This window comes from Niveispirillum sp. KHB5.9 (genome assembly GCF_048066115.1).
Classification (GTDB): domain Bacteria; phylum Pseudomonadota; class Alphaproteobacteria; order Azospirillales; family Azospirillaceae; genus Niveispirillum.
The window spans coordinates 1-19,966 of record NZ_JBLTYX010000007.1; the positions used below are offsets into that span (position 1 = coordinate 1).

The 19,966-nt window shown below is 64.6% G+C and carries 20 protein-coding genes; 11 read left to right on the top strand and 9 right to left on the bottom strand.

The window, feature by feature from the left end; translation table 11 throughout:
- Window positions 1-10: 10 nt before the first annotated feature.
- Window positions 11-1,282 carry a tyrosine--tRNA ligase gene (gene tyrS, locus ACM9HJ_RS13455; RefSeq protein WP_416572251.1) on the bottom strand — a complete coding sequence of 424 codons (1,272 nt, stop codon included), beginning with the start codon at window positions 1,280-1,282 and terminating at the stop codon, window positions 11-13.
- 83 nt (window positions 1,283-1,365) lie between these two features.
- On the opposite strand from tyrS, the gene ACM9HJ_RS13460 reads away from it, so the two are divergent.
- The gene (locus ACM9HJ_RS13460) at window positions 1,366-2,448 is read left to right on the top strand and encodes an anhydro-N-acetylmuramic acid kinase (protein ID WP_416572252.1); all 1,083 of its coding nucleotides are present in this window, start codon (window positions 1,366-1,368) and stop codon (window positions 2,446-2,448) included.
- Here the strand turns inward: ACM9HJ_RS13460 and ACM9HJ_RS13465 are convergent.
- Window positions 2,432-3,664, bottom strand: a complete 1,233-nt coding sequence (locus tag ACM9HJ_RS13465; protein WP_416572500.1) for an MFS transporter — start codon at window positions 3,662-3,664, stop codon at window positions 2,432-2,434. The genes ACM9HJ_RS13460 and ACM9HJ_RS13465 overlap by 17 nt on opposite strands.
- Window positions 3,665-3,775: 111 nt before the next feature.
- Between ACM9HJ_RS13465 and ACM9HJ_RS13470 the strand changes: the two genes are divergently transcribed.
- Both ACM9HJ_RS13470 and ACM9HJ_RS13475 read left to right on the top strand, forming a co-directional pair.
- Entirely contained in the window at window positions 3,776-4,531 is a 756-nt protein-coding gene (locus ACM9HJ_RS13470; RefSeq protein ID WP_416572253.1) for an AraC family transcriptional regulator, read from the top strand.
- Between the two features lie 131 nt (window positions 4,532-4,662).
- Entirely contained in the window at window positions 4,663-6,795 is a 2,133-nt protein-coding gene (locus ACM9HJ_RS13475; RefSeq protein WP_416572254.1) for a prolyl oligopeptidase family serine peptidase, read from the top strand.
- A gap of 25 nt (window positions 6,796-6,820) precedes the next feature.
- Here ACM9HJ_RS13475 and ACM9HJ_RS13480 read toward each other — a convergent pair whose 3' ends face one another.
- The 6 genes from ACM9HJ_RS13480 to ACM9HJ_RS13505 form a co-directional block, all read right to left on the bottom strand.
- Complete coding sequence (locus tag ACM9HJ_RS13480; protein ID WP_416572255.1) at window positions 6,821-7,333, bottom strand: hypothetical protein; 513 nt, start codon at window positions 7,331-7,333, stop codon at window positions 6,821-6,823.
- A gap of 664 nt (window positions 7,334-7,997) precedes the next feature.
- Window positions 7,998-8,537 (bottom strand): thioesterase family protein, encoded by a 540-nt coding sequence (locus ACM9HJ_RS13485; RefSeq protein ID WP_416572256.1) that lies wholly within the window; start codon window positions 8,535-8,537, stop codon window positions 7,998-8,000.
- Between the two features lie 140 nt (window positions 8,538-8,677).
- Window positions 8,678-10,300, bottom strand: a complete 1,623-nt coding sequence (locus ACM9HJ_RS13490; protein ID WP_416572257.1) for a tetratricopeptide repeat protein — start codon at window positions 10,298-10,300, stop codon at window positions 8,678-8,680.
- A gap of 163 nt (window positions 10,301-10,463) precedes the next feature.
- Window positions 10,464-11,672 (bottom strand): GNAT family N-acetyltransferase, encoded by a 1,209-nt coding sequence (locus tag ACM9HJ_RS13495; RefSeq protein WP_416572258.1) that lies wholly within the window; start codon window positions 11,670-11,672, stop codon window positions 10,464-10,466.
- Between the two features lie 64 nt (window positions 11,673-11,736).
- On the bottom strand, window positions 11,737-12,915 hold the full coding sequence (locus ACM9HJ_RS13500) for a GNAT family N-acetyltransferase (RefSeq protein WP_416572501.1): 1,179 nt from the start codon (window positions 12,913-12,915) through the stop codon (window positions 11,737-11,739).
- Window positions 12,916-13,070: 155 nt separating this feature from the next.
- Window positions 13,071-13,481, bottom strand: coding sequence for a GreA/GreB family elongation factor (locus ACM9HJ_RS13505; RefSeq protein ID WP_416572259.1), 411 nt, complete (start codon window positions 13,479-13,481; stop codon window positions 13,071-13,073).
- Between the two features lie 177 nt (window positions 13,482-13,658).
- Here ACM9HJ_RS13505 and ACM9HJ_RS13510 point away from each other — a divergent pair, with 177 nt between their 5' ends.
- The 7 genes from ACM9HJ_RS13510 (at window position 13,659) to ACM9HJ_RS13540 (ending at window position 18,312) form a co-directional block, all read left to right on the top strand.
- Window positions 13,659-13,811, top strand: a complete 153-nt coding sequence (locus tag ACM9HJ_RS13510) for a DUF3309 family protein (protein ID WP_416572260.1) — start codon at window positions 13,659-13,661, stop codon at window positions 13,809-13,811.
- A gap of 72 nt (window positions 13,812-13,883) precedes the next feature.
- Entirely contained in the window at window positions 13,884-14,360 is a 477-nt protein-coding gene (locus ACM9HJ_RS13515) for a nucleoside deaminase (protein ID WP_416572261.1), read from the top strand.
- A 13-nt stretch (window positions 14,361-14,373) separates the two neighbouring features.
- Complete coding sequence (gene pncA / locus ACM9HJ_RS13520) at window positions 14,374-15,006, top strand: bifunctional nicotinamidase/pyrazinamidase (protein ID WP_416572262.1); 633 nt, start codon at window positions 14,374-14,376, stop codon at window positions 15,004-15,006.
- 97 nt (window positions 15,007-15,103) lie between these two features.
- On the top strand, window positions 15,104-15,826 hold the full coding sequence (locus ACM9HJ_RS13525) for a glycosyltransferase family 2 protein (protein ID WP_416572263.1): 723 nt from the start codon (window positions 15,104-15,106) through the stop codon (window positions 15,824-15,826).
- The gene (locus ACM9HJ_RS13530) at window positions 15,823-16,134 is read left to right on the top strand and encodes a lipid-A-disaccharide synthase N-terminal domain-containing protein (RefSeq protein WP_416572264.1); all 312 of its coding nucleotides are present in this window, start codon (window positions 15,823-15,825) and stop codon (window positions 16,132-16,134) included. Before ACM9HJ_RS13525 ends, ACM9HJ_RS13530 begins: the two co-directional genes overlap by 4 nt.
- Window positions 16,131-17,765, top strand: coding sequence for an ArnT family glycosyltransferase (locus ACM9HJ_RS13535; protein WP_416572265.1), 1,635 nt, complete (start codon window positions 16,131-16,133; stop codon window positions 17,763-17,765). The genes ACM9HJ_RS13530 and ACM9HJ_RS13535 overlap by 4 nt, the downstream gene beginning before the upstream one ends.
- A gap of 79 nt (window positions 17,766-17,844) precedes the next feature.
- Entirely contained in the window at window positions 17,845-18,312 is a 468-nt protein-coding gene (locus tag ACM9HJ_RS13540; RefSeq protein ID WP_416572266.1) for a RidA family protein, read from the top strand.
- Window positions 18,313-18,368: 56 nt separating this feature from the next.
- Here the strand turns inward: ACM9HJ_RS13540 and ACM9HJ_RS13545 are convergent, their stop codons facing one another.
- A complete protein-coding gene (locus tag ACM9HJ_RS13545; RefSeq protein ID WP_416572267.1) occupies window positions 18,369-18,902 on the bottom strand; it encodes a hypothetical protein in 534 nt (177 codons plus the stop codon).
- A 177-nt stretch (window positions 18,903-19,079) separates the two neighbouring features.
- Between ACM9HJ_RS13545 and ACM9HJ_RS13550 the strand changes: the two genes are divergently transcribed.
- Window positions 19,080-19,958, top strand: a complete 879-nt coding sequence (locus ACM9HJ_RS13550) for an ABC transporter ATP-binding protein (RefSeq protein WP_416572268.1) — start codon at window positions 19,080-19,082, stop codon at window positions 19,956-19,958.
- The last annotated feature ends 8 nt before the right edge of the window (window positions 19,959-19,966 follow it).

The following is a 19,966-nucleotide window of genomic DNA, read 5'->3' on the forward strand; positions in this document are numbered from 1 at the left end:
GACCTACGGATCACACCAGTTTCACCAGCGCATGGCGCTTCTTGCCGGCCGACAACTTGATGACGCCGTCATTGCCGACATGGGACGGGTAGAGTTTGTAGGCCTCGTCCGACACCGCACCATCATTGACCTTGATGCCATTGCCCTTGATCAGGCGGCGCGCCTCGCCCTTGCTGGCGGACAGGCCCGCCTGGACCAACAGGTCGGCCAGGTAGGCACCGTCGGCCAGGACAGCGGTCGCCACCTCGATGGTGGGCAACCCCTCGGCCGACGCCCCTTCCTCGAACGTGCGGCGCGCGGTCTCAGCGGCGGCATCGGCGGCCTCGCGACCACGCACCAGCGCCGTGACCTCGGTGGCCAGGATCTTCTTGGCCTCGTTGATCTCCGCCCCCTGCAACGCTTCCAGCCGCGCGATTTCGGCCAGGGGCAGATCGGTGAACAGCTTCAGGAAGCGGCCGACATCGGCATCCTCGGTATTGCGCCAATACTGCCAGAAATCCAGGTTCGACAGCCGATCCTCGTTCAGCCAGACGGCACCGGCCGCCGTCTTGCCCATCTTGGCGCCCGACGCCGTGGTCAGCAGCGGGGAAGTCAGGCCGAACAGCTGGGCATTGGCGATGCGCCGGCCCAGTTCCACGCCATTGACGATATTGCCCCACTGGTCCGACCCGCCGCACTGCAACGTGCAACCGAAACGACGCTGCAGCTCGACGAAGTCGTAGGCCTGGAGGATCATGTAGTTGAATTCCAGGAAGGTCAGCGGCTGCTCACGCTCCAGCCGCAGCTTGACACTGTCAAAGGTCAGCATGCGGTTGATGGTGAAATGCCGGCCGACATCGCGCAGAAACGGGATGTATTCCAGCTTGTCCAGCCAGTCGGCATTGTTGGCCAGCATCGCGTCGGTCGGGCCGGTGCCGAATGTCAGCAGCCGGTTGAAGGGCTGCAGGATGCCCTGGATATTCTGGTCGATGACCTCGTTGGTCAGCAGCGGGCGCGCCTCATCCTTGAAGGTCGGGTCGCCGATCTTGGTGGTGCCGCCGCCCATCAGGGCGATGGGGCGGTGGCCGGCCTGCTGCAACCGGCGCAGGATCATGATCTGGATCAGCGAGCCGACATGCAGGCTGGTTGCGGTCGCATCGAAGCCGATATAGCCGGTGACGATGCCGTCGGTCAGTTGCTTGTCCAATGCCTCAAGGTCGGTGGCCTGATGATAATAGCCACGCTCCACCATCACGCGCAGGAAATCGGACTTGATGTTCGCGGGAACGGTGGTGGTGCTCATCTTTCATAGACCTTGAAGTTGGGGAATGGCCCAAGCGGCCATGGGCGTGGTAGCACATCACAACGCTTTAAACATGGTGCGTGATGGCATTGCAGCGTTTCCTGACCGTTGGATTGATGAGCGGCACGTCGATGGACGGCATCGACGCGGCCCTGGTGCGCACCGACGGTCATGGCTGGGTGGAGCCTGTGGGCTTCATCTTCACCCCCTATCGCCGGGCCTTCCGCGACCGGCTGCGGTCGGTGCTGGGCGGGGTGGGAGACGTGGAGGGGGTGGAGCAGGAACTGACCGATCTGCATGCCGAAGCGGTGGCCAGCCTGCTGCGCGTGAATGAGGTGGAGCCCAAGGATGTCGACCTGATCGGCTTCCACGGCCACACGATCCTGCATGCGCCCGACCGGCGGCATACCTGGCAGATCGGCGACGGGGCTCGGCTGGCGGCGGCGACCGGCATCGATGTGGTGCATGATTTCCGCACGGCGGATGTGAAGGCCGGCGGCCAGGGCGCGCCGCTGGTACCGCTATACCATCAGGCCTTGGCGGGGGACCTGGAGCGCCCCCTGGCCATCCTGAATATCGGTGGGGTGGCCAATATCACCTGGCTGGGCGAGGGGCCTCTGGATGTGGTGGCCTTCGATACCGGACCGGGCAATGCCCTGATCGACGATCTGGTCCTGTCGCGCACGGGGGAACCCTATGATGATGGCGGGCGCATCGCCGGGGCTGGCCATGTCGATGGCGACATGCTGGCAAGGTTGCTGAACCATCCCTATTTCGCGGCCAAGCCGCCCAAATCGCTGGACCGCGACGCCTGGGCCAAGGCGGCGATGACCAACCTGTCGACCGAGGATGCGGCGGCCACCCTGACGGCCTTTACCGCAGAGACCATCATCCGCGCCCTGGACCATGTGCCGGCCCGGCCCAGGCGCTGGCTGATCTGCGGTGGCGGGCGGCGCAACGAGACGCTGATGTGGGCGCTGGCCGACCGGCTGGACGGGGTGCCGGTGGCGCCCGTCGATGGGCTGGGCTGGAACGGCGACGCGCTGGAAGCCGAAGCCTTCGCCTATCTGGCCGTGCGGTCGCGGCTGGGGCTGCCCTTGTCGCTGCCGGGAACGACGGGGGTGCCGCAGCCGATGACCGGCGGCCGGTTCAACCCGCGGGTTTAGGCGATGTCGGCAACAGCGCCGTCACCAGCCCCAGCAGCGGCAGATAGGCGCAGAACTTGTAGACCCAGACGATACCGTGGATATCCGCCAGGTTGCCTAGCGCCGCTGCCCCGATGCCGCCGACGCCGAACATCAGCCCGAACATCAGGCCCGACACCAGCCCGACACGGCCGGGCACAATCTCCTGCGCATAGACCACCAAGGCGGCGAAGGCCGACGACATGATCAGGCCGATGGTGATGGCCAACACCGCCGTCCAGAACAGGTTGGCATGCGGCAGCATCAGGGCGAACGGCGCCACGCCCATGAAGGAGATCCAGATCACCGCCTTGCGCCCGATCCGGTCACCCACCGGCCCACCGGCGAAGGTGCCCGCCGCCACGGCAGCCAGGAAGCAGAACAGGTAGAGCTGCGACTGCTGCACCGACAGGTCGAACCGTTCGATCAGGTAGAAGGTGAAGTAATTGGTGATGGCGCCGATATAGATGAACTTGGCGAACATCAGCAGGCCGATGACCATCAGCGCCCGGATGATCGTGGCGCGGCCATAGCGGAAGGTGGGCAGCGTACCGGCTGCCGCCGCCTTGGCCTGCGGATGATGCAGGCGCCAACGGGTGACGCCGAACAGCACCCAGATGGCCGCCACCGCCGCGATCGCCACCCAGCCGACGGCCGTCTGGCCGAAGGGCAGGATCACGGCAGAAGCCACCAGCGGGCCGATGGCCGAACCGGTATTGCCGCCCACCTGGAAGGCCGACTGCGCCGTACCGAACCGCCCACCCGACGCCATGCGCGCCACCCGCGAGGCTTCGGGATGGAAGGTGGCCGACCCGATGCCGACAATGACGGAGGCGACGAGCAGCATTTCATAGCTGTCGCCGATGGCCAGGCAGCCGATGCCCAGCAGCGTCATCATCATGCCCATGGGCAGCAGATACGGCTTGGGATGCTTGTCGGTATAAAGCCCGATCCAGGGCTGCAACAGCGAGGCGGTGAACTGGTAGGTCATGGCCAGCCACCCGATCTGGGCGAAGGACAGGCTGTAATGGTCCTTCAGCATCGGATAGATGGCGGGCAGCACGGCCTGGATCAGGTCGTTCAGCAGATGCGCCACGGCCACCGCACCCACGATACGGACGACGAATTGCTGTGCCGGGGCTGCCGGTGCCGTGTGCGTCGGAATTGCGGTTGTGTCGGCGATGCCGGCCGTCTGCATGGTCACGATGATGCTCGCTCGGGTGCTGTTCAGATCAATTTAGAACAATCGCTGTCAACCCGCATCGTTGCGTGAGACAATATTTTCTGAGAGTGGGACAGAGTGCACGCAATGCAGCCAGACCAGAATATCCCGGCCCGGCGACCGGCCGTGGCGCGCGAGAACCAGTATCCCCCGGCCTATGAGCTGGCGGAGCATCGGCATCGCCGCAGCCAGTTCCTTTATGCCTCCAGCGGGGTGATGGCGGTCAGCACGCCGGACGGCGCCTGGGTGGCGCCACCGGAGCGCGCGGTATGGATACCGGGCGGAACCCCGCATTCAGTGCGGATGGTGGGGACGGTGCAGACGCGTTCCGTGCTGATCGAGCCAGACCAATGCCCGGGGCGCGGGCCGACCTGCCAGGTGGTGGGTGTGTCGCCCCTGTTGCGGCAGTTGCTGGTGGCGACGATCGATTTGCCGCCCGATTATGATGAAAGCGGCCGTGACGGGCTGGTGGTGAGGTTGCTGCTGGCGGAGATCGACCAGGCACCCTTGCTGCCGCTTTCCGTGCCCTTCCCCGCCCATCCCGGATTGGCCCGATATTGCCATGCCTTCCTGGACCAGCCGCAGGCGATAACCACCATCGATGAATGGGCCGACGCGATGGCCATGAACCGCCGCAGCTTCACCCGCCTGTTCCGGGCGGAGACGGGGATGAGCTTCGCCGAATGGCGCCAGCAGGCTTGCATCTCCGTGGCGCTGCCCAAGCTGGCGGCGGGGGAAACGGTGACGTCGGTGGCGCTCGACCTCGGCTATGACGGGCCGGGCAATTTCTCCACCATGTTCAAGCGCGTCACCGGCATGTCGCCCAGCAGATATTTTATGTGAGACGTGGCCATCCGATTTGTTTCAGCTTTGTATCACCCGCTTACCCTGCCCCGCCCCCGATGGTACGCCTGAAGCCACTGAACCGGTGGCTTTGGACGGCCAGCGGAAGCAACGAACAGGATCAGCGGATAATGTCAGTACGGAGCGCTCTGATGACGGCGGCGGCACTCATCGCCCTTTCGGCTTCCCCCACCCTGGCGGCCGACGCGCCGGCCGGCCATCCGTTCGCCGAGGAACAGGCCAAGCAGGACCCGTTCTTCTGGCTGGAAGAGGTGGAAGGCCAGAAGGCCCTGGATTGGGGCAAGCAGCATAACGAAGCCAGCTTCGCCCGGCTGAAGAACGATGCACGGTTCGAGCCCATCCGGGCCGAGGCCGAAAAGGTGCTGACCGCCAAGGACCGCATCGCCTATGGCAGCCTGGAAGGCGGCAAGGTCGATAATTTCTGGCAGGACCAGACGCATGTGCGCGGCATCTGGCGCCGCACGACGCTGGACGGCTACAAGCAGGCCGACACGCCCTGGGACGTGGTGCTGGACCTGGACCAGTTGTCCAAGGACGAGGGCAAGAACTGGGTCTACAAGGGCCATAATTGCTTCGGCGCCGATGCCGGCCGCTGCCTGGTCTATCTGTCCGACGGCGGCAAGGACGCGGTGGTGGTGCGCGAATTCGACGTGGCCGCCAAGGCCTTCGTCAAGGACGGGTTCCAGACGGTGGAATCCAAGCAGACCATCGACTGGCTGGACAAGGATACGCTGCTGGTCGCCACCGATTTCGGCGCCGGCACCATGACCGACAGCGGCTATGCCCGTCAGGTGCGCCTGTGGAAGCGCGGCACGGACCTTGCCAAGGCCCCGCTGCTGCTGGAGGTTGGCGTCAAGGATGTGTGGGCGCGCCCCTGGGCCATCCATCGCCCGGAAGGCAGCACAATCCTGCTGCAGCGCGGACCCGACTTCTTCACCGAGGAATGGTTCCAGTACATGCCCGATGGCAAGGTCGCAAAGCTGGCCCTGCCGCTGGGCGTGGACATGAAGGGCGTGATGAACGGCGACCTGATCATCGCGCTGCGCGATGATTGGGATATCGCCGGCAAAAGCCTGAAGAAGGGCGACCTGATCGCGGTACCGCTGGCCCAGGCGGCGTCCGGCAAGGTGGAAAAGGTCGATGTGATCTATTCGCCGGGTGAGACCGCCGCCATCCAGGGCGTGGGCATCGCCAAGGATGCCATCTATCTGGACCTGCTGGATAATGTCGTGGGCCGGCTGGTGGCCGCACGCAAGGGTGCCAAGGGCTGGGATCAGACCGACATCGCCCTGCCCGCCAATGGCAGCCTGAACATCGTGTCCACCGACGGGCACAGCACCGATGTGCTGGTCAATTATACCAACTTCCTGCAGCCCGACACGCTGTACCTGATGGAAAAGGGCGGCAAGCCGGAAGCCATCAAGTCGCTGCCGGCCCGGTTCGATGCGTCCGGCCTGACCGCCGAACAGCGTTTTACGACCTCCAAGGACGGCACCAAGGTCCCCTATTTCATCGTCCATAAGAAGGACATGAAGCTGAATGGCGACAATCCGACCTTGCTCTATGGCTATGGCGGGTTCGAGATTTCGATGACGCCGGCCTATATGTCGGTGTTCGGCAAGGCCTGGCTGGAACAGGGCGGCGCCTATGTGGTGGCGAACATCCGCGGCGGCGGGGAGTTCGGACCCCGCTGGCACCAGGCGGCCCTGAAGCAGAACCGCCAGCGCGCCTATGATGATTTCCAGGCCGTGGCCGAGGATCTCATCAAGGACAAGATCACCAAGCCGGCCCGCCTGGGCATCCAGGGCGGGTCCAACGGCGGTCTGCTGACCGGCGTCACCATGACCCAGCGCCCGGACCTGTTCGGCGCCGTCATCGTCGCCGTGCCGCTGCTGGACATGATGCGCTATCACACGATGCTGGCCGGTGCGTCCTGGATGGGTGAGTACGGCGATCCGGAAAAGGCCGATGAACGCGCCTGGATCGGCAAATACAGCCCGTACCAGAATGTGCGCAAGGACGTGAAATATCCGGAGGCCTTCGTCTATACCTCCACCAAGGATGACCGCGTCCATCCCGGCCATGCCCGCAAGTTCGTTGCCAGGCTGGAAAGCCAGGGCCACAAGGTCATGTATTACGAGAACATGGAAGGCGGCCATTCCGCGGCCGCCAACCTGAAGCAGCGGGCCGAGGTGACGGCCTTGCAGGTCGTGTACCTGACGCAGAAGCTGATCGACCGGTAAGGTCGGACAGCATGCCGACGCCCGCTCAATCCAGGGCGGGCGTCGGTGGCGTCAGGGTGGCGATCAGCCCCGCCAGATTGGCGCGGGCGTGTTCCTCCAGCAGACCGTGGAAATGATCGCTGAGATAGAGGCGGTCACGGGCCAGGAAGCTGGTCAGAACCATGGCGCGGCCGGCGCGATATTTTTCAATCCCATGGACCGGCACATATTCCGCCGCGATGCCGGCCTCGTAGGCGGCGAAGGCCGCCGCGGGTGCCCCCAGAATGCCCATATCGACATCCAGGAACAGCGCCATATCGCGGGCGACATCCGGTTCAAGCCCATCGCGCACGGCATGGTGCGCCGTCGCCTCGATCAGGGTCGCTGCCCGGTCGATCAGGCGCTGATCGGCCAGCCCCTGAAGATCGTCACGCATCAGGGCCGCACTGCGCGCCTCATTGTCACTGCGCGCCGGATCATAAATGGCGTCATGCCACCAGACGGCGATCTCCACCGGTTCCCACCAGGAAAACTCATCCCGCAGACCGGATAGCTGCACCAGCATCGCTTCTGGGTGAGACAGATCATGGTAGCCGCGATGCGGTTCGCGGTAACGGTCCTGTAAGGTAGCCAGACGCCGGGAGAGTGTCGTGAACATGCGCATGGCTCTCCATTTTCCATCAAGCTTGCCTGAACCCATCGATCGGGAAGCATGATGTGCGGCGATAGTCTGCCTGCTATGATATCCGAATGGAACAAACACTCCGATCATGGCGGCAGGCTGGCCGTATCAGCCTGTGGCGCTACCGGAAAGCCCCAAGGATGTACGCGGGCTGGCACTTTTCCGCAGATCGGGAGGGGTGCGCCAGTCTGCTCCACCTGCTGCAAATGCTCTCCGGTGAACCAGTGCCCGCCCATCGCACCCTGGCGGTGACCGATCCACGCGCCAATGGGGTGGATCGCATATTCGGGGAGCATGGGCTTGCCATGGACATTCCCGTGAAACTCCGTCTGTCCAATGCCCCGAGGGGGGGGCCGGAGCATTCGACATGTTGGACGGAATTTTCACGATGCCGTTGGGGTCGAAGGACCTTTTCAGCTTCTCCCAGGCAGTCACGGATATCCGCGCAGACCATGCCGATTTTGGTCTCGCCCTTGGCGATGGCCAGATTGTCATGAAATTCTGGTGGTGGCCACAGGCACGGCGAGCCTGAACGCTGAAATTACCCTTCCTTCACCCGGTCACTGATCGATTGCTGCGCCTCCTGCCAGGCGCGGATATCGGCGGGCATGGGCGGGCTTTCCAGGTGGATGCCCATGGCCTGCATCAACTCGCTCATGTCGATGGACCGGCCGCGTTCCAGGAACACGCCCTTCACCACGATCACCGCGGCCAGATGACCGTCCAACGTTTCGAAAATATGCTCCAGGTAAATCCAGCGGCCTTCCCAGCAGCAGACGCGGGTCTTTAGATTATAGGGCTGGAACGGCTTCAACTCGCGCCGGAAACGGATCATGGCGCCGCCCAGCACCGGCGCCCATTTGCGGGCGAACAGCATGCGCAGCATGCCGGTGCGGATCATTAGGTCGACGCGGCCCAGGTCGGCGATGGTGAAGTACCGACCGTTATTCATGTGCAGGTTGGTGTCGATATCGTTCAGCCAGACGCGGAAGCCCAGCACCGATGTGCCCAGCGGTTCCAGTGTGCGGCTGGACAGCAGGGCGGCCAGGACGACGCGCAGCAGGCGGAAGATCAGGTTCATCGACGGCACCGGAACATAAAAAAGACAAAGGGCGGCCCCCTTTTGGAGCCGCCCCTTGTTTTGGGCAAGGATGATAGGGGTTGAGGTCCGGCAAGAAATCAAGCCCCAATCATCCTTGCTTATCCGCGATCCCCTTCAACTCACACATAGAAGTGGATCTGGGTCCGGTCGTATCCGGTGCCGATCATCACCGGCTGGCCCTTCACGACGGGCAGGTCGTGATTGAAGAAATACACGGCCTGCTTCCAGTGGTTGGTGCGGGTCGGCGACTTGGAGTGGTAGTCGACCTTGTCATCCATATGCAGGTCGAACCAGAAGGCCACGCCATGGGCGACACCGGTTTCCGACGCGGTGACGGTCAGGACCTTGGCGTCGCTGTCCGACATGTTCTTGTAGAAGTCGAAATACCAGGCCTTTTCCGGCTCCGACAACATGCGGTGCGGATCGGCGGCAAGGTCGATGGTGCAGTAACCCGGCGTGCGGAACTGGTCGAACTTCGACATGTCGAAGCCGCTGACGGTGCGCACCGGGCTGATGCGGCGCATTTCATCAGCCTGGATCAGCGAGCAATAGACGGTGGCGGCAGCCGGGATGATCTTGGCGCCGGGCTTCAGCAGATTCTGGCGGGCGTGCTGAAGAATGGTCAGCATGTCAGGTGCCAGCATGCCGACATTGATCAGTTCCGACACGAACACATCGGCCTTCTCCGGCATGTCCTTGCCCATCACCAGGTCGGTGGACTTCTTGCCGATCACCGTGATGTGCTTGTCATAGCCGTTGAGCGCCACGGTTTCGCGCGCCACCTCGACCAGGGGCTTGTGCATCTCGCAGGTATAGACATGGCCGGCACCGGCACGCGCCGCCATCATCGCCACTAGTGCGGAACCCGTGCCGATTTCCAGAACGGTGTCACCGGGCTTCACATTGTTCAGCAAGGCGGCCTCATAGGCGTCGTTGCGTTCGTGATCATTGATCATCGGAATGTGCCAGGCGGGGATCTGGGTGGAACGCAGCAGCTGGAGCGCGAACAGCACGGCGGCATTGTCCGGCATGCGGTTATGGGCACCGGTCAGCAGGGCGATGGCATCGTCGATGCGGCCCTGACCCTGGAACACCTGGGCCAGACCGATGGCGGCCTCCGCCCGGCTGGGATCGCCGGCCAGGACATTGGCGAACAGGCGGCCGGCCTCGTCCAGGCGGTCGGTATAGAGCAGCAGGGCCGCCAGGTTATAGGCGGCGTCCAGGTTCTTGGGACGCAGGGCCAGCGAGTGGCGGAAGCAGAATTCCGCCTCCTCCAGGCTGCCCATCTCGCGCAGCGTGTTGCCCAGATTGTTATGGGCCTCGGCATAGGCGGGGCGCAGCTCCACGGCGCGGCGGAAATGCGGCTCGGATTCCGCCAGCTTGCCCTGGGCGCGCAGTGCGTTGCCCAGGTTGTTGTGGGACAGCGGGTCGGTCTCGTCCAGTGCCACGGCCTTGGCGAATTCGGCCTCGGCTTCCTCGAACCGGCGGCAGCCATACATCAGCACGCCGCGGCTGTTGTGGAATTCGGCCTTGGCGCCATCCAGCTCGATCGCCTTGCTGAACAGCTCGTTGGCCTCGGCGGCGCGGTTGGAGCGCAGGGCGATGACGCCCAGCAGATGGGTGGCTTCCGAATGGGCCGGTTCGGCCTGCAGCGCCGTGCGGCAGCTCATTTCGGCTTCGGCCAGGTAACCGGCCATCAGGTGCTGACGGGAGATGCTGACGCAATCCTGGACGAAGGACATGGGGTTGCTCCTTGGGCTTGGCGCTTCATGGCCGCTGCGGGCCAAATCGGTTCGCAGCCATAAAAGCAAGGGGCGTGCCAAGTAAGAAAATCCAGGAAATCCGCCAATTTCAGGGGCGAAGGCAAAAGATGCCGAACGGGTGGCAGGCAAGAAACGCCGATTGTCACGATGCTGTGCGATAAGGGCTTTGCGCGGCCGACTGCACAATTTGCCGCTCCAGCGCTGGCAACGTTCCCGTCAGATTGCCGGCAACGGCACGCAGCATGCCGGGATGGGTGAAATAATGCGCGAAGCTGGTCCGCACGGGCAGGTAGCCCCGCGCGATCTTGTAATCCCCCCCCTCCCCCGCCTCCACGCGGGACAGGCCGTGCGCAATGGCGAAATCGATAGCGCGATAGCGTGCCAGCTCGAAATGCAGCAATGGATGCCCCGGCTCGGCCCCCCAGCTTCTGGTGTAAAGGGTATCGCGGCCCAGGATGTGAAGCGCACCCCCCACCCAGCGCGTGCCATCGCGAGCCATGATCAGAACCGCCCGGTCGGCCATCCTCTCACCCAAGTGGTTGAAGAAATCCGGCGGCAGGTGCGGGTGCGTCTGTTTGCGCCGGAACGTGTCGGCATAGAACCGGGCGAAGACGGCCCAATGTTCCGGTTTCAGGTCGGGGCCGGTCAATATGCGGATATCCAGCCCGCTATTGGCGATCACCCGTCTTTCACGGCGGATGGCGCAGCGCTTGCGCGCCAGCAACCCCGCCAGGAAATCATCGAAATGGCGATACCCGCGGTTATGCCAGTGATATTGCATGCCCATCCGTGGCAGCCAGCCGGCAGCCTCGAACAGGCGCAACTGGCTTTCATTGGTATATGTGGCATGGACGCCGGACAGATCATTGCGCTGCGCGATATCCATCACCACACCGATCGCCTGTCCCGCCAGACTGGCCGGCCCGCCGGCCCGGACCAACAGCCGGGGGCCCGCCACCGGCATGAAGGGTGCACAAAGCTGCAGCTTGGGATAATAGCGCCGGCCGGTACGGTCATAGCCCTCCACCCAATGCTGTTCGGGTGCGAAATCGCCAAAGCTGTTCGTCTTGAGAAAAAGCGGGACAGCCAGCAGCAGGCGACCCACCGGGTCCGTCATGGTCAGATATTTCGGCATCCACCCGGTGTTGCCGCCGACAGCACCGCTATCCTCCAAAATCGACAAGAAGCGGTGAGACAAAAATGGATGATCATCACCGCCATCCGTGTCCGACAGGCAGGCGTCCCAGTCCAAATCGGAAACAGAACCAATCGAGTCTGTTAATCGAACATGAATATCCATGTGAACAGATTTACCCCAAGTGCCTTTATAATTCGACCATTCAGCCGACATTCAAAATTTATATTCCAATCTACTTTTGATGGGAAATCATTTTCTCCAAGGGAAACGATGCAGATCATTCCACGCAGCGATAGGGGCTTTCCGCCAGCAATCCGGCGATATGGCCATCCATGGCCGCCCGCTCCCCCGTCAGGAAATCGGCCACGGCGCGGCGCAGGCCGCGATGGGCGATGTAATGGGCGGAAAAGGTCTTCACGGGCAGATAGCCGCGCTGGATCTTGTGCTCCCCCTGGGCGCCGGCCTCCACCCTGGTCAGACCGCGTTCGATGGCGAAGTCGATGGCGCGGTAATAGCAGGCCTCGAAATGCAGGAACGGATATTCCCCCGCCCCGCCCCAGTTGCGGCCATAGAGCGTGGTTTCGCCCAGGACATTCAGCGCACCACCCACCCAGCGCACGCCATCACGGGCCATGACCAGCACCACCTTGTCCGCCATCCCCTCTCCCAGCCGGAAGAAGAAGTCCCGCGTCAGATAGGGGGAACCCCATTTGCGGTCCGACGTGGACCGGTAGAGCCGGTCGAAGGCGGACCAATGTTCCTCCCTGATATCGGCGCCGGTCAGGGTGTGCAGGGTCAGGCCGCTGTCGGCGACCGACTGGCGTTCCTTGCGCACGGCCTTGCGCTTGCGGCTGCTGAATTCGGCCAGGAAATCATCGAAGCTGCGATAGCCCCGGTTTTCCCAATGATATTGCGTGCCGATGCGTGACAGGAAGCCAGCGGCGACCAGCCGGTCATGGTCCGCCTCGCTGGTGAAGGTAACATGGGTGCCCGACAGGTCGTTGCCGCGCACCAGCCCCGACAGGGTGGCGACCAGCGCGTCATGCACACCCGGCGGCGCATCGGCCCGGACCAGCAAGCGGGGACCGGTGACCGGGGTGAAGGGCACGGCGCATTGCAGCTTGGGATAATAATTGCCGCCCCCGCGCTCCAGCGCATTGGCCCAGCCCTGGTCGAAGACATATTCGCCGTAGGAATGGTACTTCACATAAAGCGGGGCCACGCCCAGCAGCCGGCCGGTGGCATCGCGCACGGCGATGTGGCGCGGGTCCCAGCCGGTATCGCCACCCACCGACCCGCTTTTCTCTAGCGCGGCCAGGAAGGCGTGGCGGAGGAAGGGGTTGTCGCTTCCGCCCGGCGTGCCGGCCAGACAGGCATCCCAGTCGGCCGCACTGATCGTGCCGATATCATCGACAAGGTCGATGGCAAGGCTGTCGGGTTCCTGACCGTCGGGCATGGGCTCCGCCGCGCTGTGGGACAGCCAGGATATAGAGGCGGGAGCGGCGGTGCCAAGCGGCATCACGCCACATCATCCACCGCCCCCGCCCCTTCTTTCCATCATCCCGACGTAACGCCGGGATGACGGAGATCAGATACAACCGGTCAGGCGCCCTATCCGGACACCCCCGGTTCCACCACCTTCACCACCGTGATCCGCTTCTCGCGCCGGTCCACGGTCTCATAGGTGATGCTCTGTCCCGGCGACAGGCCCAGCAGGGCGCAGCCGGCGGGCGTCAGGATGGAAATGGCGTCGGGCGGCGGCGGGCTGCCCTCCTCGGGCATGTGCAGGGTGCCGCCATGGCTTGCCCCCGTCTCGTCGGTGAATTGCACCTGCGATCCCGGCCGGACGAAGGGTTTGCGCGTCGGGCGTTCCACAATGTCGGCCCGCAGGACTTCCTGCTGCAAGAACATCGATATGCGCGCATAGGATCGGTGCATGCTGTCAAGCAGACTCTCCAGCTTGTGCAAATCGTCACGCAGGATGCGGATGGGCGGATCGCCAATCTGGACTTTGCGGTTCATGATCTTCTCTCTGTAGGCGGCATCCGGATTTGGACGCCCGGTCCAGCTAAGCCCCAATGGCCGCCAAAGATCAACCCCTGCGACCAACGGGGTACCCCATCATCGCCTGCACCCATCCGTGCCGCGCCGCTGTTGAGAAGGTGGGCGTAACGACAACAGAAGATGGAGTGCCACGTCATGTCCACGATCCTTTTGATCATCCTCATCCTCATCCTGATCGGTGCCCTGCCGGCCTGGCCCTATAGCCGCGGATGGGGCTACGGCCCGTCCGGCCTGCTGGGCACGGTGCTAATCGTGCTGCTGATCCTGGTGCTGCTGGGTAGAATTTAACCCCGTGACATCCCCCGTATCCGGACGCTATCCCTTGAGGCTGTTTCCAGTCCGCAAGGGATAGCGCCTGCCATGTCAACCCGAGACCAGCATTTCCTGTCCCTTGCCGCCGATCTGTCCCGCCAGGGCATGGAAGGCGGACAGGGGGGGCCCTTCGGGTCGGTCGTCGTGCTGGACGGGGTGGTGGTCGGCCGCGGCTGCAACCAGGTCACCTCCACCAACGATCCCACCGCCCATGCCGAGGTGGTGGCCATCCGCGACGCCTGCCGCAGCCTGGGCCGTTTCGACCTGCGCGGTGCTGTGCTCTATGCCAGCTGCGAGCCGTGCCCGATGTGCCTGTCGTCGGCCCTGTGGGCGCGGGTGGACCGCATCGTCTATGCCAATGACCGGTTCCAGGCGGCCGGGATCGGCTTTGACGACGCGCTGATCTATGAACAGGTGGCCAAGCCCGCCGACCAGCGTATCATCCCCTGCGATCACCGTCCGAACGAGGCGGCGATCGCCGTGTTCCGGGACTGGGCGGCCAAGGCCGACCGGGTTCCGTACTGATCCGGAGGGGGTGATGGGAAGGCTGGGCGCGTCGGACCTGCTGGTCCTGGTCGATATCCAGAATGATTTCTGCCCCGGCGGCGCGCTTGCCGTCACCGATGGCGACGCGGTGGTACCGCTGGCCAACGATCTGGCCCACCGTTTCCACGCGGCCGGCGGTGGCGTCGTCCTGACCCAGGACTGGCACCCGGCGGGCCATTCCAGCTTCGCCGACAGCCATCCCGGCGCCAGCCCGTTCCAGACCATCCGCCTGGATTATGGCGACCAGACCCTGTGGCCCACCCATTGCGTGCAGGGCACCAGGGGGGCGGAATTCCATCCCGGCCTGGACGTGCCCATGGCGGCCCTGATCCTGCGCAAGGGCTTTCGTTCCGGCGTGGACAGCTATTCGGCCTTTTTCGAGAATGATCGTCGGACACCGACGGGTCTGACGGGCTATTGCGGCGACCGCGGCTTCACCCGCCTGTTCTTCGCCGGCTTGGCCACCGATTATTGCGTCGCCTATTCGGCGGAGGATGCGGCGCGTGAAGGCTTCGCGTCGGTGCTGCTGTCGGGCGCCAGCCGGGCCATCGACCTGAACGGCTCGCTGGCCGCCGCCCTGGTCCGGCTGCAGGCGGCCGGTGTCACGATGGTGGACGCTATCTGACGGGACGCGGGGCTGCCCGCCTCAAACCGTCACTTTTCTTCTGTCGTCTTTCGGATTATGCCGCCATCCATGGTCATCGGCGCGGGCTGGAGGTCGTGTGCAGCTTTCGGTTCTGATCCCGGTTCTGGACGAACAGGACAATATCCTGCCCCTGCTGGCGGAGATCTACGCGGCCCTGGCCGCCGGCCCGGCATTCGAGGTCATTGTCATCGATGACGGTTCCACCGATGCCACGGCGGCGCGGGTGGAGAAGATGCTGCCCGAATATCCGACCCTGCGCCTGATCCGGCACGGAACGCGGGCGGGCAAGAGCGCGGCGCTGGTCACCGGGGCCCGCGCCGCGCAGGGGGTCTGGCTGGCCTTCATCGATGGCGACCTGCAGAACGACCCCGCCGACATTCCCTTCATGGTGGATGCCATCGACGCCGATCCCGCCCTGGCACTGGTCTGCGGCATCCGGCGCCAGCGTCAGGACACGCTGTCCAAGCGGCTGGCCTCGCGTTTCGCCAACGGGATCCGACGCGCCCTGCTGCGCGATGATTGTCCGGACACGGGCTGCGGGCTGAAGCTGATCCGCCGCGACCTGTTCCTGGACCTGCCTTCCATCGACTGCCTGCACCGTTTCATTCCGGCTTTGGTCAAAGGCAGGGGCCTGCCTTACGCCAACCATCCGGTGACCGACCGGCCGCGCGTGGCCGGCACTTCCAAATATACCAACCTGCACCGCGCCGCCGTGGGCCTGTGGGACCTGTTCGGGGTGATGTGGCTGATCCGCCGGCAACAGCGCCCGTCCGGCGTGGCGGAGGTCAAGACCCCATGATCTGGACCCATGTCGAAGCCTGGTGGCATGCCGCCGTCGATGGCCAGGAATGGCTGGTGCTGTTCGGCGTGGCGGCCCAGACGATGTTCATGATGCGCTTCGTGGTGCAATGGATCAGTTCCGAACGTGCCGGGCGTTCCGTCATGCCCGTGGCCTTCTGGTGGTTCAGCCTGGGCGGCGGCCTGCTGCTGACCGTGTACGGCCTCATGAAGCATGAACTGGTGATTGTCATGGGCCAGCTGCCGGCCCTGGTCATCTATACCCGCAATCTGCATCTGATCCGGCGCGAGAAGCGGGGGCCGGCATGACCGACCGCCTGCGGCCGGCGCACTGGTTGCTGCTGCTGGCCGTGGCGCTGGCGGCCTTTCTGCCCGGCTTCTCCGCCATCCCGCCGTTTGACCGCGATGAAAGCCGCTATGTCCAGGCCAGCCGCCAGATGCTGGAAACCGGCGATTTCGTCGATATCCGTTTCCAGGAGGAGGCGCGGCATAAAAAGCCGGTGGGCATCTACTGGATGCAGGCCGCCACGGTGCATGTGCTGACCGGCGGGCAGGATACCGGCCCCATCTGGATGTACCGCCTGCCCTCGCTGGTGGGTGCGGTGGCCGCCGTGCTGCTGACGGCCTGGGCGGGACAGGCTTTGTTCGGCGGCACCATGGGGCTGTTCGCCGGCCTTATGATGGCCACCTGCGTGATCCTGGGCGTGGAAGCACGCATGGCCAAGACCGATGCCGTGCAACTGGCCGCCATCGTCGCCTGCATGGGCGTGCTGGCCCGCGCCTATCTGCGGCCCGACCGTGCGCTGCCCACAGGTGTCGCCCTGCTGTTCTGGGTAGCGCTGGGCATCGGCGTCCTGGTCAAGGGCGTGATCCTGATGGTGGTGGGGGCGGCTGTCCTGGTCCTGGGACTGATCGACCGCGACGCCTGGTGGCTGCGGCGCCTGCGGCCGGCCCTGGGCATTCCCCTGTTCCTCGCCATCGTCCTGCCCTGGCTGGTTGCCATCACCATCGCCACCAAGGGCGCCTTCTTCGGCACCGCCGTGGGGCACGAATTCCTGGGGAAAGCCGCCACGGGGCAGGAGAACCATGCCGCCGCACCGGGCTATTTCCTGGCCACCTTCTGGCTGACTTTCTGGCCCTGGGCGCCGCTGGCCCTGGCGGCCCTGCCCTGGGCCTGGGCCAACCGTCATGCGGCCGCCGTGCGCTTCTGCCTGGCCTGGATCATCCCGACCTGGGTAATCCATGAGCTTGTGGTGACCAAGCTGCCGCACTACACGCTGCCGGTGATGCCGGCCGTGGCCCTGCTGGCGGCGATGGGCCTGACGCAGGCCACGCGGCGCTGGCGGCTGGCCTCCACCATCGTCTCCTTGCTTGTCGGTCTGTCCTTCGCCGCCGTCACCCTGCTGTTCCCCGTGCAATTGATGGGCGACCTGCCGGCCGGCTCGCTGGTCGCCGCCCTGGCCATTGCCGCGGCGGCGCTGGGCGTGGCCGGCATGGCCCGGAAGGCGCGGTGGCGGGACCTGGCCATCGCCCTGCCGGCCACCCTCCTCGCCCATGCCGCCATCTTCGGCCTGACCCTACCCGGCCTGACGCCCATGTGGCTGAGCCCGCGGGTCAAGCAGGTGTTCGACGCGCACAAGCCCTGTGCCGGCAGCATCCTGGCCGCCGGCGGCTATAACGAGCCCTCCATGGTCTTCCTGGTCGGCACGAATACCCGGTTGGGCGGCGGTGCCCGCGTGGCCGACCATCTTCTGTCCGATCCCGCCTGCGCCATCGGCCTGGTGACAGCGGGCAAGGAGGAGGAGGCGTTCCGGGCGGCGATGCAGGCGGCGGGCCGGCAGCCGGTGCAGGTGGCCGAACTGACCGGCTTCAACTATTCGCGCGGCAAGCCGGCGATCCTGCATTTCTACACGCTGTCAGACGGGGTTATCACTCCATAACCCGCCGCCAGGGGGCTTTCCCACGGCGTGTTCCTGCTGCTATCAAGAACCCAACCCATCGTTTGCATTGGAGGTTTCCATGGCGGGTCGCATCGACGCGCGTCTGGCCGAACTCAATATCGAACTGCCCAAGGCCGCCGTGCCCCTGGCCGCCTATGTCCCCACCGTCCGCACGGGCAGCCAGCTGTTCATCTCCGGCCAGGTGCCGATGTGGAACGGCGAGCTGCGCCATGTCGGCAAACTGGGCGCCGGTTACAGCATCGAGGAAGGCCGCGAGGCCGCCCGCACCTGCGCCCTGAACATCATCGCCCAGGCCAAGCTGGCCCTGGATGGCGACCTGGACCGTATCGTGCGCATCGTGAAGCTGGTTGGCTTCGTGAACTCCACAGGTGATTTCAATGATCAGCCCAAGGTGATCAACGGCGCCTCGGAACTGTTCGGCGAAGTGTTCGGCGATGCCGGCAAGCACGCCCGCTCCGCCGTCTCCGCCGCTTCACTGCCCTTTGGCGTCGCCGTGGAGATCGAGGCGATCCTGGAAGTGGTGTAACCATTTCCTCCGTTCATCCCGGTGACAAGCCGGGATGAACGGACAGGGTTTGAACCTCACCCGAAATTCAGCAGGCCCGGCGCCTTGTCGATGATCTCTTCCAGGATCAGCTCGGCCGTTTCCAGATCACCCTTCAGCTTGTCGCCCATCACGGCGGCATATTCCGGCCGGCGCAGCTTTTCCGCCGCGTCGTGCAGGCTGCGCAGTTCGGCGATGAAGATGTCGCGCGCACCCACCGGCAGCATGGTCTTGGCCGACAGCACGAAGAAGAACCGCATCGACGCCCGGACCAGCAGGCCCAGCATCAGCGTGTCCAGCCGCGCATATTCCTCTTTCAGATCATCGACGCGGGCCGTGTCCACGGCGCGCAACCGGCCTTCGATCAGGATGCACAGAGCCCGGAATTCCCCGACCTTGTTGCGGAATTCGTTATAGGCCATGAAACTGTCCTTGGCCGCCTCCTCCTCCGCATTCTTGGCCAGACGGATGGCTTCGCGGGCCTGGCCCTCCAGGGCGCCCAGCAGGTCCTGCACTTCCTTGCGGGTATAGGTGCGCTTCATGATCGGGGTTATCGCCACCAGCCGTAACATCAGAAGCCCCTTATAGGCGGTTGCCTTGCCGGCCGAAAGGGTTCCGGCGGGAATGGCAGAAGCGGTCCTTGCGCGGGCGCAATCTTCCATGTCTTGATGCGTTAATGGTTAATGGCGCGTCAAGAGTGCGGCCGGGGGGCCGCCCACGCGTCATACGCGCGGAAATCCGGGGGAAAAATGCTTTCCATCAAGGGCCTGTCCCACACCTATGCCAACGGCGTCCAGGCGCTGGACAATGTCGACCTGACGGTCCCGCGCGGCATGTTCGGCCTGCTGGGGCCCAATGGGGCAGGCAAATCCACCCTGATGCGCACCATCGCCACATTGCAGCAGCCCACGGCCGGCAGCATCCGATTCGATGATATCGACGTTCTGGCCGACCCGATGGCCCTGCGCCGCGTGCTGGGCTACCTGCCCCAGGAATTCGGCGTCTATCCCCGCATTTCGGCAGAGGACATGCTGGACCATCTGGCCGTGCTGAAGGGCCTGACCAACGCGAAGGAACGGCGGGAGGTGGTATCGGCCCTGCTGGCGCAGACCAACCTCCATGACGTGCGCAAGAAGGCCCTGTCGGGATATTCCGGCGGCATGCGTCAGCGTTTCGGCATCGCCCAGGCCCTGCTGGGCGCCCCGAAACTGATCATCGTTGATGAGCCCACGGCAGGATTGGACCCGGAGGAGCGCAACCGTTTCCACAATCTCCTGTCGGAGATCGGGGAGAATGTCGTCGTCATCCTGTCCACCCATATCGTGGAGGATGTGGCCGACCTTTGCCAGAACATGGCCATCATCGTCGGCGGCCGCATCGTGGCCGGCGGCGAGCCCCTGTCGCTGATGGAACAGATGCGCGGCCGCATCTGGCGCAAACTGGTGGACAAGGCCGAGGTGCCCGACCATCAGGCCCGCCACCAGGTGATCTCCACCCGCCTGTTCGCGGGGCGCAGTGTGGTGCATGTGGTCAGCGACAGCGATCCCGGCGACGGGTTCGAACCGGTCGCCGGCAGCCTGGAGGATGTGTATTTCTCCACCCTGCGCGCCAGCCGCGCCGCCGCCTGAACGGGAGC